Origin of the sequence: Leptospira selangorensis (assembly GCF_004769405.1) — a bacterium.
Taxonomy (GTDB): domain Bacteria; phylum Spirochaetota; class Leptospiria; order Leptospirales; family Leptospiraceae; genus Leptospira_B; species Leptospira_B selangorensis.
Genome location: NZ_RQES01000019.1, coordinates 366,455 through 379,423, shown reverse-complemented (window position 1 = coordinate 379,423; position 12,969 = coordinate 366,455). Strand labels below are relative to the sequence as shown.

Annotated in this window: 14 protein-coding genes; 3 read left to right on the top strand and 11 right to left on the bottom strand. The window is 40.1% G+C overall.

Annotation, left to right across the window (positions count from 1 at the left end; genetic code table 11):
* Window positions 1-3 precede the first annotated feature (3 nt).
* The 8 genes from EHO58_RS16905 to EHO58_RS16875 form a co-directional block, all read right to left on the bottom strand.
* Window positions 4-747, bottom strand: a complete 744-nt coding sequence (locus EHO58_RS16905; protein ID WP_135680701.1) for a GDSL-type esterase/lipase family protein — start codon at window positions 745-747, stop codon at window positions 4-6.
* Window positions 748-769: 22 nt separating this feature from the next.
* Complete coding sequence (locus EHO58_RS19595) at window positions 770-943, bottom strand: hypothetical protein (RefSeq protein ID WP_165780245.1); 174 nt, start codon at window positions 941-943, stop codon at window positions 770-772.
* Window positions 944-1,090: 147 nt separating this feature from the next.
* The gene (bioB, locus tag EHO58_RS16900) at window positions 1,091-2,185 is read right to left on the bottom strand and encodes a biotin synthase BioB (RefSeq protein WP_135626571.1); all 1,095 of its coding nucleotides are present in this window, start codon (window positions 2,183-2,185) and stop codon (window positions 1,091-1,093) included.
* Window positions 2,186-2,253: 68 nt separating this feature from the next.
* A complete protein-coding gene (bioA, locus tag EHO58_RS16895) occupies window positions 2,254-3,558 on the bottom strand; it encodes an adenosylmethionine--8-amino-7-oxononanoate transaminase (protein ID WP_135680700.1) in 1,305 nt (434 codons plus the stop codon).
* Window positions 3,555-4,220: a dethiobiotin synthase gene (gene bioD / locus EHO58_RS16890; protein WP_135680699.1), complete on the bottom strand. Its 666-nt coding sequence runs from the start codon at window positions 4,218-4,220 to the stop codon at window positions 3,555-3,557. The genes bioA and bioD overlap by 4 nt, the downstream gene beginning before the upstream one ends.
* Before the next feature lie 2 nt (window positions 4,221-4,222).
* Entirely contained in the window at window positions 4,223-5,362 is a 1,140-nt protein-coding gene (locus EHO58_RS16885) for an aminotransferase class I/II-fold pyridoxal phosphate-dependent enzyme (RefSeq protein ID WP_135680698.1), read from the bottom strand.
* A gap of 16 nt (window positions 5,363-5,378) precedes the next feature.
* Window positions 5,379-6,359: a malate dehydrogenase gene (locus EHO58_RS16880; RefSeq protein WP_135680697.1), complete on the bottom strand. Its 981-nt coding sequence runs from the start codon at window positions 6,357-6,359 to the stop codon at window positions 5,379-5,381.
* A 31-nt stretch (window positions 6,360-6,390) separates the two neighbouring features.
* The gene (locus EHO58_RS16875; protein ID WP_135680696.1) at window positions 6,391-7,458 is read right to left on the bottom strand and encodes a DsbA family protein; all 1,068 of its coding nucleotides are present in this window, start codon (window positions 7,456-7,458) and stop codon (window positions 6,391-6,393) included.
* A gap of 230 nt (window positions 7,459-7,688) precedes the next feature.
* Here EHO58_RS16875 and EHO58_RS16870 point away from each other — a divergent pair, with 230 nt between their 5' ends.
* On the top strand, window positions 7,689-8,006 hold the full coding sequence (locus tag EHO58_RS16870; RefSeq protein WP_135680695.1) for a hypothetical protein: 318 nt from the start codon (window positions 7,689-7,691) through the stop codon (window positions 8,004-8,006).
* A gap of 2 nt (window positions 8,007-8,008) precedes the next feature.
* Window positions 8,009-8,653 (top strand): hypothetical protein, encoded by a 645-nt coding sequence (locus EHO58_RS16865; RefSeq protein ID WP_135680694.1) that lies wholly within the window; start codon window positions 8,009-8,011, stop codon window positions 8,651-8,653.
* Here EHO58_RS16865 and thrB read toward each other — a convergent pair.
* On the bottom strand, window positions 8,650-9,627 hold the full coding sequence (gene thrB / locus EHO58_RS16860) for a homoserine kinase (protein WP_135680693.1): 978 nt from the start codon (window positions 9,625-9,627) through the stop codon (window positions 8,650-8,652). The genes EHO58_RS16865 and thrB overlap by 4 nt on opposite strands.
* A 120-nt stretch (window positions 9,628-9,747) precedes the next feature.
* On the opposite strand from thrB, the gene EHO58_RS16855 reads away from it, so the two are divergent.
* Entirely contained in the window at window positions 9,748-11,205 is a 1,458-nt protein-coding gene (locus tag EHO58_RS16855; protein WP_135680692.1) for a sodium:solute symporter family transporter, read from the top strand.
* On the opposite strand, the gene EHO58_RS16850 is transcribed toward EHO58_RS16855, so the two are convergent.
* Window positions 11,180-11,995: an alpha/beta fold hydrolase gene (locus EHO58_RS16850; RefSeq protein WP_135680691.1), complete on the bottom strand. Its 816-nt coding sequence runs from the start codon at window positions 11,993-11,995 to the stop codon at window positions 11,180-11,182. The genes EHO58_RS16855 and EHO58_RS16850 overlap by 26 nt on opposite strands.
* The gene (locus EHO58_RS16845) at window positions 11,980-12,969 is read right to left on the bottom strand and encodes an SH3 domain-containing protein (protein ID WP_135680690.1); all 990 of its coding nucleotides are present in this window, start codon (window positions 12,967-12,969) and stop codon (window positions 11,980-11,982) included. The genes EHO58_RS16850 and EHO58_RS16845 overlap by 16 nt, the downstream gene beginning before the upstream one ends.

Sequence of the window (12,969 nt, the reverse complement as noted above, 5' to 3'; positions counted from 1 at the left end):
AGGTTATTTAAGGAGAGATTTAATTTTACGAAGCCAGATGATATAGGCATCTCTATTGATATGGATCGGATCTTTTTTTCCTTCAAAAGAAAGTGCCAATTCTTCTCGAATAAAAGGGGTCCCTTTCTGTCTAAACTCAGGCCAGATATCCAAAAATTGAACGTTTTGGTTTTCATTAGCGATCCGTAAAAGCCAAGCGTTTACGATAGGAGATACGGAATTCACATTTTTGCTCAAAACCGGGGGAATCCCTAGTATAAGCACCTTAGTATTTGGAAGGCTCGTCCTGATCTTTTGGATCAGAAGTCTATGGATCCCTTCTATATAATCCAAACATTTCCCGTCTCTGATATCATTTCCCCCAATTTCGAGGATAATGGTAGAAGGTTTTAAACTCAGAACTGTGGCGTCCAAACGCCCTAGGAGAAGTTCCGTCATATCCCCTGCGATCCCTCGGTTCACAGATCCAGGAAAATCTGCTTGGACCAGATCCGGTGGAATAGCCGCAATCAGGCTGTTACCTACAAAAACGATATTCGCTTTTTTTAATTTTTCGTTCTCATTGGTGTAAAGTAAAACTGCATCTTGATATAATTTTTGGTAGGATTCCCAGTTGTCAGAATCCCGGATACCAAGCTTGTCCACACATTTGAAATCAGGATTATAATAATCGTAAATTATCCTGGGTTGGAAGACGGAACAAGAGATTAGGGAAATAAGAAAAAAGCAAATCCCTAATACTTTCATTTAACAAGTCCCTCTAAAACTCTCAGTTCTCGGAATCTTTCATATGAAATCGTTTATGCCAGTCGGCAATCTGAGCCTGCAGATATTCTTCAGTATCACAAATACGAAATTCAATTGGGTTGTTGGAAACTGTATCGATCAATTTGGCTTCAATATAGCCGTTTTTTAGTTTATTGATCTCTATTTTATATTTCATCCGACAATCTCCGTTATATCCAGGATTTTCACCCCTACCAGAGTTTCAATCTATTCCGAAATTAATCTTGGAAAACCACCGAGCCTGGGAATCTTCCCATAGTCGGTCGGAAAATGCTATACGATTTTCGTTCTCAATTCAAAAAAACTATTTCAAGGATTTCCGATATTTGTAAAGTTCCGGGAAATTTTCAGGAGCGTACGGATGGTCTTTTCCTAGAGCAGATTCCCAATCTATTTCTTCTCCCATACCGGAAGAAAACTCAGGATAAAATCCAGAGTCCAAGATCATTCGAATGGTATCTGCTGCATCTGAACCTTTAACGTTCAAATACCCGCTTGCAAATAAGGAATTCGCGGCATATAAAGCCATTCCTTGTAATCCTCTCAAATGCCCTTCTCTTCCTGCTGCAATACGAACTTCTGAGTCAGGGTTCACCAAACGAAATGCAATCAGAGTTCTGAGGCAAAATTCAGGGGTTAAACTTTGAGGATTTTTAATCGCGTGCCCTGCAACTGGGATGAAAAAATTCACTGGGATAGAGATCACTTTTAGATTTTTGATCTCGTATATAACATCCGTTAGATCCCAAAGAGATTCTCCCATTCCAACGATCACACCGGAACACATTCCTACTCCTGCCTTCATCAGGTGAGTAATTGTTTCTACCCTTTGTTCGTAGGTATGTGTGTCACAGATTTCTGGATAGTGTGCCTTAGAAGTATTCAGGTTATGATTGTATCTGTCTAAACCGGCAGCTTTTAAACGTTCTGCTTTTTCTCTATCCAGCAGACCGGCGGACAAACATACTTTTAGTCCCAATTCTTTACTGATCTTTTCGATGGTGAATGCCAGCTTTTCAGTGGCTAAGGAATTAGGGCCTGTTCCAGCAGTAACCATACAGAAACGATAGGCTCCATTCTCTTTGGCTTGGACTGCGTCCTGGAAGATCTCCTCTGGAGATTTCATAGAATATTCTTGGACTCCGGAGCCTGCGTTCTTTCTTTGAGCGCAGTAACCACAATCTTCCGGGCAATGTCCGTTCTTAATATTGTCTAGAACGTGAATACGAACTGTTTTACCGAAGTATTTTTCACGGACCTTGAATGCCTTGTCCAAGGCCTCGGTCAATGGGATCTGACCGCTTAGAATTGCATGTGTTTCCTCTCGATCGATTATACTTGGCACCTCTGAAAATACTTTTTCTTCGGTGACTGGAGGAGTTTCTAGACTAAGTTTCATTCTGCCGATAGCTTCCGAGGCAGTGTTTTTCTTGGCAATCTATATTCGGTCTTAAAAACAGGCGTTCGCTAGTCTTGGATTTTGTAAGCAGCAAGACCTTCTCGGATTGCTTGGAATACCTTATCCAAAGAAGATTTAGAAATATTATATGGAGGAGTGATATATATCACATTCCCGAGTGGTCTGAGTATAACTCCTTTCTCTTGGCAGATCCTGCGAAATTCTCTTGAGAATGGATTTACATAACCCGGTTGAACCTTTCCTGTAAAAAGTTCTCCTACACCTACCGAACCTAATACTCTTGTGTTCTTGATCTTATCCGGAAATTCAGCTCTTAGTTTGGCCCAACCTTCTTCCAGATAAGATTCTAACTGTTTTACGTCAGCGAGCCTATTCTCTTCTTTATAAATTCGTAATGATGCAAGTGCAGCAGCGCAACCGGGAGGATATCCAGTCATGGTATGTCCATGATAGAACGCCTTCATAGGTTCAGAGGATAAAAACTCTTTGTAAATTTCTTCCCGAACTAAGGTCACTGCCAAGGGTAGAATTCCCGCAGTTAGTCCTTTTGCGAGAGCCACCATGTCGGGACGAATACCTGCCTTTTGGTAGGCAAAGTTTGCACCTGTTCTTCCAAAACCAGTAAATACCTCGTCCAAAAGCAGGAGCACATCATGACGTTCAGTAATCTCTCTCAGCTTAGTAAGAACGCTTGGTTTATGGAATAACATTCCACCCGCACCCGCAATCAACGGTTCCATTACCACTCCCACTACTTCTTCGGAGTGAGCGGATAAATAGGCTTCTAATTCATCCAAACAATCTTCCGCACAGGAATGTGGGGATTTAGAAACAGGACAATCATGGCAGGCAGGAGAAGGGAAATTTTTGGTCTGGAATAAAAGGCTCTGAAATACTCGATTGAATACTGAGTCTCCTCCTACACTCATTGCACCGATTGTGTCTCCATGATATGAATAGGAGAAGTTGATAAATACCTTTTTCTTTTCTCTACCTTGGTTCCTAAAATACTGAAGAGCTATCTTCAACATGATCTCTAACGCAGTGGAACCGTTGTCCGAATAGACAACTTTACGAAAATTCCAATCGGTGAATTCTAAAAGTTCATGAGCAAGTTCTAAGGCAGGAGGATGTGTAAAACCTGCAAGAAGTACATGGTCCAAAGAATCTAACTGCTTTTTGACTGCTTCTACAAGTTTTGGATGATTATGACCGTGGATACTTACCCACCAGGAGGAAATCGCATCTATATATTCTTTTCCATTTTCATCATATAAAAATTCACCCTTTGCAGATACTATCTTCAAAGGAGGATCTGAATCTAATTGGATTGTGTATGGATGCCAGATCAAGGGAAAAGTAAGTCCGGAAGGATCCTATCCGGATCGAATTCATTTACAACCTTATCTAAGAATTCCTTTCTAGACAACTTTCTTTCAGGAAGAAGAAATGTTCCCAAAAGTCCGATTTCAGCAGCTTCTATGATGGTCCTGATATTATCAGAGCGAAGCGGGTTTTCTGGACCTATAAAATAGACGCCTAAAACCTTGATTTCTCTTTTTCGAAGAGCCTCAATAGACAATAACGTATGATTGATTGTTCCAAGTTCAGTAGAAGCAACCAACACTAATGGAATTTTTGCCTGCTCTACTAGGTCTACAGTAAAATAATAACGGTTAAGAGGAACATATACACCCCCTGCACCTTCTACCAATATTTTAGCATCCTTAATACTGAATAAATGCCTGGAAAGTTCGTCAGTGTCTACAGCTGTATTTTCCATCTCAGAAGCTAAATGTGGAGAAGCAGGAAGTTCGAATGTATAATAATTTTTTAAAAAATAAGATTCATTTAATCCGGTAAGATTCATGATCTTTACTCTATCCGAATCCGTTCCTGTTTGGATTGGTTTTAAATATTTCAGCCCAAGCTCTTCTGCATACTTAGCCATCACAAGAGAGCAAAAAAATGTTTTACCAATATCGGTCCCGGTTCCGGTTACAAAGATGGACAAACTTAATTCTCCCGAACCAATTGTATGAACTTTTCCAACTCTTCTCTTTTGATCTTAGAATTGAGAGAAACTCTGATCCGAGAAATATCGACAGTTGGAGGACGGATCGCTTTGGCTTGGAATCCGTTTCGTTCTAAACGAGATGAAAGTTGCAGTGCTTCTTCTTCTGAACCCAAAAGTATCGGCACAATTTGAGTATTAGAATTTCCTGTATCTCTTCCAATCTGATGGAGAGATATTCGGAAAAATTCTGAATTATCCGCTAATCTTCTTCTTTCCTGATCCATCTGTCTTGCAAGACGGATCGCAATCCTACCCGCATGTGCGATCGCTGGAAGAGGACCAGTAGAGAACACGAAAGTTCTAGCAGAATGTAGCAAATATTTTCTGGCATCCTTAGTTGTAGAAATAACTGCACCTTCTAAGCCTAATGCCTTGCCTAAGGTAGACATTCTAAAATCTATTTCAGAAACCCTGGAGACGTTTTCTTCTAAAGAGACTCCAGCTCCTTCTTTCCCGAAAAGCCCGATTGCATGAGCCTCGTCTATATATAGAAGTGCTCCATATTTTTCTTTCAGATCTATTAATGCACCGATATCGGTTTTGTCTCCGTCCATACTAAATACGGATTCGGTGACGATCATCTTATGTTTAGTGCCTTGGTGTTTTTTTAATACATTTTCCAAGTCGTTTAGATCGGAATGTTTATAATATACTTTTTTAGCGCCGGAGAGACGGACCCCGTCCATTAGAGAAGCATGATTTTTACGATCACAAAAGATTGTATAAGAAGGATCGGCAACACAAGAAATTGTTCCTAAATTAGCGGCATATCCATTTGCGAAGAAGAGAGAATCTTCGGATTGGACCCAGTCCGAAAAATCATTCTCTAATTCTTCGAATACCGTTCTATGACCTCGAACTAAACGGCTAGCGGTAGAACCCGCGCCATAGATATCGATTCCTTCTTTTAGAGCTTGGATGATTTCAGGATGAGTAGAAAGCCCCAGATAATCATTGGAGCAGAGGTCCAGGCCGGAAGGAGGATCCAAGACTCGGATCCTCTTTTGAGATTCTAACCTGGAAAAGAAGGCAGGAAGCTCCGAAAAGAAAGGAAGTTTCGTGGATGGAGTTTCCTGCACAGGATTTCCGTAGGGATTATAACATCCCTTTTACTTCGTCTCTTTCGGATTTGAGTTCGTCATGAGTGATATTGAATTTCTCTTTTGCAAAGTCATTCAATTCCAATCCTTTAATGATCTCAACCTTAGTTCCGTCGGACTTAACAGGGTATCCGAAGATCAGTCCCTTATCCGCACCGTAAGATCCGTCAGAAGTTACAGCAACGCTGAACCAATCTCCTGCCGGTGTAGGAGTGATGATCTGGCGAACAGTATCCACAACTCCGTTAGCAGCAGATGCAGCAGAAGAAGCTCCTCTTGCTTTAATGATCTCTGCTCCACGTTGTTGAACGTTCTTAATGAAATCACCTTTTAACCAATCATGATCCTTGATCACATCAGTTGCGACTTTTCCGCCGATCTTAGCATTATAAAAGTCAGGGTATTGAGTAGAAGAGTGATTTCCCCAGATCGCAACATTGGTTACATCTTTCACTAAATTTCCAGACTTGATAGCAAGTTGGGATTTAGCACGGTTCTCATCCAGCTTGGTCATTGCAAACCAACGATCTGTAGGAACTCCTTTCGCATTGTTCATAGCGATAAGACAATTCGTATTGCAAGGGTTCCCAACTACTAGAACTCTTACATCAGAAGAAGCGTTCTTCTCGATCGCTTTTCCTTGGTTTACAAAAATCCCACCGTTAATTTTAAGAAGGTCGCTTCTTTCCATTCCTGCTTTTCTTGGAACGGAACCTACAAGTAGCGCCCAGTTGATGTCTTTAAAAGCGACATCTATATCCGCGGAAACACTTACTTTTTGCAAAAGAGGAAAGGCGCAGTCTTCCAATTCCATGATCACACCTTTAGCAGCAGGAAGAGCCGCCTCCAGTTCCAACATTTGGATCTCTACAGGAGTGTCCGCTCCGAACATTTGACCGGATGCGATCCTAAATAATAAAGAATATCCGATCTGCCCAGCGGCACCCGTAACTGCTACCTTAACTGTTTTTGCCATTTGAAACTCCTAACTTTTTATATACTAGAGCTTAGTTATTTTTCAGCTCTTCGTCGATGATCTTCGTGAAATTTTGGATCGGCATATTGCCTTCCACTAAAATACCGTTAATGAAGAAAGCAGGGGTTCCGTTTACTCCGTAACTTTGTCCTGCTTGCATATCTGCTTCGATCTCGCCTTTAATTTTGTCTTCGTCAGCGATACAACGATTGAATGCTCCCATATCTAAACCAACTTGCTGAGCCAGTTTGATTACATTCCCTTTTTCTAATTTTCTTCCGTTTTCAAAAAGAAGGCTATTGTACTGCCAGTATTTTCCCTGAGGGATCGCGCAATTTGCAGCAACGTGAGCAAACATCGCGTTTCTATGGAAGTCCATAGGAAAATCCCTAAAGACCCATTTGATCTTATCTTTATATTGTTCTCTAAGAGCCTTAGTAGTGGTTTGGCTCATCGCGCAATAAGGGCATTCAAAATCGGAAAATTCTACGATAGTAACTTTTGCATCAGCTGGTCCAAGAGTAGGATTCTCGCTAGTTTCGATAGCAACTCTTGTAGGAGGAGGAAGTTCCGGTCCGATAATCTCGGTATTATACTCTTCTCTCATTCTTCCGAAGAATGATTGTCTTTCTCTATCAGCTTGTACTGCTTTTAAATATTTTACGATCTCACCTTGGACTGCAGCTAAAGGTTTTCCTTTTAAGCCAGGCTCGTCTTTGAATTGATTGTAAGCTGCCACGACCTCGTCTTGAACAGGTTCATATCCTCTTCCAAACTTAGTAAGCTCTTCTACAGGAACTCCTTTAGCAGCCGCTTCTTTTTTCAAGATCTCTTGAGAAGCAAGTTGGGAGAACATTCTGTACATCTGCTGATTGTTTTCCTGAAGGTATTTACGGTAAGCGGACGGGTTATCTTTTTTTATATCAGAGATAGTATAGAATCCGAAAGTCCCGACTCTCATATAATGTTCAGGGATCGAAAGTTTTACGATAATAGCGATAGATATTAGAACGTAGCCTAAAAAGATCCAAGGAAGTACCTCCTTGAATTTCGGACCGAAAACACGGTCTAACAGAGTGGAAGAAGTTTCTTCAGACATAATATCCTTACCAAAGGGAGAAAAGCTCCCCTACCAGCCAATTTAGAAAGCTGAGTATGGGAGGCAAACGAATAATTCGGAGGGTTAAAAAGGAGGAAATCGATCCAAATCCACGGGAAAAAAACCGTTCAAATTCTGGCTTATATAGGAATTATTTCGAAAAAAAATTAAGCAAGCGATTGGATTTCCGATAGGAATTAATAGGAACCTGAAAACGGAGGTTTAGGTTTATGAACGTAAATGGTATACATTCGGGACAGTATCCGGTGACCTGGTCTCCGGTGCAGAGAGAAACTAAACCCGAACTAGAATCAGTCGGAGACGTATTGGATATCCAAGCTCCCGATTGGAAGGGAATCAAACTGAAAAACGAACCCAAAGGGGATGAATTGGTAATGAAACCTACCCCGGTAAGTGCAGAAGAAAGATTGAGCCAAGTGATCAGTCCGGAACAGATGAAGGATCTTTTATCAATGATCGTAAGTTCCAGATTCAGTTCTGTCTCAGAAACGAAAACCGGTCGCGGTAAAATTGATTTAAAAGGTTAATTTTGGCTTTCGAGTTAGGTCTTGTATTTTCTCCCAAGTTAGATTTAGCCTTAGGCGTCCTGACACTCATTGCAGTTTCAGGGATGGGATTCTTTTTTTATTGGGAAGTACTACGCCCATATGCGGCCAAAACACGCCCTGGCCAAATGGACCCGCCGGAAGAAGGAGACACCTTCGAAATCGTAGTTCCGGAAAGCACACGTATTTATAAATTTTCGGTAGGTCAAGTCTACGGAGACATACCTACCCTTTGCAAATCCATACAAGACGATCACTTAGTATTCATATTAAAAAAAGGGAAAGATACGGAAGATTATGATATTCTAATCAACCGTTCCGGTCCTGCAATTATGAAACCACCTCGTATGCAGCACTTTGCAAAAATGGAATCCCAAGAAAAATTAGAAAGCCATGAGATCATTGGACAAACTGCATCATTTAGGATCTCGGATAAGATCATTAAAGATCGTATGACCCAATATTTCGAGATCGGTGTTACCTCTAACTTCTTTGTGAATAAGCTTGGAAAAGAAAGGATGAGATTCGTATTCTCAGTCCAAAAGATCCATCCAGGACTTGCTACCAGATCCAGAGATAAAAAAGGACTCTACTCTTTCGGAAAAGAAAGATCTTCGGAAGAAGATTAAGAAATCTTTTTAAAAGAGATCTTTGCCCCACTCGTATCTGGAGAAAGATGAACTAGTCTGCAAGTAATTCCTGATTTTTCAGAGAATTGTTTTGTAAGTTCCGAAAATTTTTTCTCCAATCTTTTAGAGTCCTTTCTTCTCGTATAAACAAGAACAGCAGGACCACTTCCGGAAAGAGAAACACCAATGGCAGATTTTTCTATCTCTTGAACCAAAGGTAAAAGTGGAAATTCGGAATTCATTCTATATGGAGTATGGATCTTATCTTCCAAAGCTCTTTTTAGAAGTCCAGGTTCTCCTGATTCTAAAAATTCCCACCAAGTAGACATTCTACTCAAATTAAAAATAATATCAGAAACTGGATAGGTATCCGGAAGGCATTTCCTGGAATGATTTGTCGAGATCTCTAATTCGGGAATTAAAAAGAAACAATGTACATTCTTAGGGAATTTTCTTTTAAAATAATAGAGTTTATCTTCCGCAAAATAAGAGAAAACAAATCCGCCTAAATAAGCAGGAGTTGTATTATCAGGATGACCTTCCAATAAAGCGAGTTGGTACAAAAACTCCGCTTCACTCGGCAGTTTTGTCTCCGGAAAATATACACTTTGCGCGAATCTCGCAGCAGAAAATCCCGCGACCACAGCACTCGCACTAGAACCCAAACCGCCCTTTAAAGGAAGCCCCAGTTCCATGGTTACAGAATAGGGAATGGGAGAAGAAGATGATTTTGTTTGTGAAGATACAAATACTGAAAAATATGTTTTATAAGATTGTAAAACTAGATCTTCATCGTCGGTAAAAACCGGAGCAGAAGATCCTTTGATCTTCCGAGTAAACTCAGAGGATTTTCCGAATTCAAAACTGAACTCGTTATAAATTTGGAATGCCAACCCCAATAGATCGAAACCGGGACCTAAATTAGCGGAAGTTCCTGGGACCTTAATTTGGAATTTATATTTTGGAGTGCTCATGTAAGCGAGTATCCGGATTTTCTGCCATCTTTTGGGAAATTCTCCGATCGTCATTTGCTTTTCTAAAATAGAAAGAATTCTGATTTGCGCTTAGCTTCGCGAAAGAAAGAATGCTCGCGTATGCATTTTGCTTGGTCCGACGCTCTTGTTTTATTTTTCTATTTTGGGATCGTTCTTTATTCCGGTTATAAATCCGGACGTAATAGTTCAGAATCCAAGGAATTCTTCTTAGCGAACAGATCTCTTTCTTGGGTTCCACTTTCACTTTCCATTGTAGCGACGGAAACCTCTGCATTGACCTTTCTTTCCGTTCCTGGAATTGCCTACTCAGGAAATTTTACATTCTTACAGGTTGTGTTCGGATATATTTTAGGAAGAACAGTAGTTGCATTCGTTCTTATCCCACTCACCTACCACCATAATTTTCTTTCGGTTTATGAATGGGTTGGAACCAGATTCGGAAGAAAATCCCAAAAAACAATGTCTGGTCTATTTTCAGTAACTCGTGTTTTAGGAGATGGTGTCAGGCTCTATGCATCCACTCTTCCGGTTGCAATGTTATTAGAGTTGGGGCTTCCTAAAATTATACCCTATTCGTTTAGTCAATACTCGATTGGAGTTTGGACCTTAGCGATCGTCACCTTGATTACAGTTTTATATACAATGCAAGGTGGATTCAGATCGGTCGTATGGGTGGATACATTACAATATTTTGTATATGTATTCGGAGGAGTATTCGCACTCTTTCTACTCTACCAAGCAAGTCCGGAACCTTTAGCAGTCATCTCTTCTGCATGGCAAGGAAACAAACTGAAATTTCTAGAATGGGAAAATACTTCTGCGACTTATTTTATGCCTTGGGCCGTACTCGGAGGCGCATTACTTAGTTTAGGAACCCACGGCGCGGACCAAATGTTTATCCAAAGATCTCTTGCTGCCAAAAATGTAAAAGATGCACAAAAAGCTATGATCGGTTCCGGGATTGCGGTTTTCTTTCAAATGATATTATTCTTAGCGATCGGAACTTTCTTATTCTATAAGTTTAATGGGCAGACAATCGCTCAAGACAAGGTATTTTCTAAATTCTTAATTGAAGAAGTTCCAACCCCATTTTTAGGGCTTTTACTTTCCGGAATATTAGCATCTACAATGTCTACATTATCCAGTTCTATAAATTCTTTATCCTTAACTGCAAAAGCGGATTTCGGTTGGAATTTAGGAGGACAGAAACTTTCTTCCGTATTCTTCGGAATCTTACTTTTTTTCAGTTCCTTCTTCTTTTTCTCCCTTCCTGAAAATTATACAAAAGGTCTCTTGGAGTTAGGACTAAAAATCTCTTCTTTTACAGTGGGTTCTATGGTTGCTGTGTTCTTAACGGAAGTAATCCCATTCCTGAGAAAAAGAATTATTGTTTCCGATCTGGGTTTGGCCTTAGCGCTTGCAAGTTCAATCTTAGTGACTGGGATTTTCGGAACTGTGAAGAACTATAATTTTACGGTGCTTGTTCCACTTGGAATGATCTTGTTCTGGAGTTTCGCGTTAATCGCAGGGTTTATTTTCCCGAACCGGAAACGATAGAATCCATAAAAGTGGTAAGTATCTTACGAAATTCTTCCGCTTTGGTAAAATGGATATAATGATCCCCGCCTGGGATTGTTTCAAATTTCGCGTTCGGGAAATATTCTAAACATACAATCTTATCGCTTGTATGAAAATATTCGGAATCTCCACCTAGGATAAATATTACTTTTCCTAAATATTGTTTGTCCGCTCCGGAAAACTCCGCTTGGAACATATTTTTAGAACGAGAGATCGCATCCACATTCAGTTTCCAACGATATTGTCCGGATTCTGTTCTATCCAGGTTCATGAGTAAAAAATTTCGGATAAACGGATTATCGACAAACTTAGAAGTAGCAGAATCTATCTCTTGCCTATTCTTAAAAGCAGAAAGATCCGTTCTTAAAACTGCAAGTTCTCCTTCGTATTTGAATTCGTAGTCTCTTGGAGCGATATCTTGGATGATCAGATCTTCTACTTTTTCAGGATGTCTAAGGGCGAATGTCATTGCGACCAGCCCACCCATGGAATGACCGAGTATAATTACTTTTTCAAGTTTATGATCATCTATAAATTCTTTTACATCTTCTGCCATTAAACTCAGAGAATGTTCTGTAGAATGTGGAGAATCACCATGGTTTCTGAGATCAAGGCTGTACACTTTAGAATATTGGCTTAAAAAATCGGAAACGCTAACCCAGTTTTTGGAAGAGCCGAATAGTCCGTGTAAAATTAAGATAGGAGTGGTTAACTTTGCAGTTTCTTTAGGCGGATATTCTTTAAAGAAAAGTTTCACTTCTTTAAACATTCCTCTTCTATCACTCTTAGTTTAGAATAAAACTTCTTTCCATATCTTGCAGGTAGTTCCTGGACCTTAGTTCTGAAACTTTTGAGTCCTGATTCTTTAGGAAGTTTTGTATCACAGACCAAGGTTTCTCTGTCCTTGGAAAAATGAAGCAATCGTTTTTCTAAATGAGAAGAAAAGATAGGAGCATAATTCCCATTCGGTTGCAGAAGCAAATATTTTAGCCTGCGATTTTCTTCGTCTTGCAAAACACAGATCGGATCTCTTCCACATCTGATCTCTGGTGTGTATTTTACCGCTAAGTAAGCGGCAAAGTCCCCGGGTTTAGAGTTGGGATAAGCTTCTGCTACTTTCCAAAAAGTTTCGGGTCTGACTTTTAGTTTAGAACCTTCCGGTGCATTGGATAATGTATCCGACCAGTTTCCTGTTTTGGAATATACTCCAAGCTCAGTTGGATTATTCTTTAAAAGATCTTCTAACTTTTGTCTGGATTTGGACCTGTATTCAGGAGATTGTAAAACCTCCGCGTATCTTTGTAGGACCACTAACCTACGGATCTTTAGGAGCAAATACTCATTTCCTTGGAAGATAGGACCTTCTTCTATTTTTGTTAAATAGGTAAAAACGGATTCCAACTCATTCGGTCCCGAATCTTGGTATAGAAGTTTTTCGATAGCCTTTGTGATGACTGGATAACTTCCCTTACTTCCCATTTTAAATAAGGCACGGGAATCTACCCAACCGGTAAGTCCATCCTTGTCCGTGAGTAATTGGAATTTGGAGTCTGCTTCTTTTTGGTTTTCTGCGGAGAGAATTTCTCCAAAGGGAAGTTTACGTAATACTTCGGATTTTTTTTCCGGGAACAGATAGAGTTCCGTTCCCGGATCCAAAATGATATACTGCTTTTTTTCTTGAGCAGAAATGGAGAATGTACAGGTCGCGATCAGTATTAGATATACTAACCGGCGTAAATACAT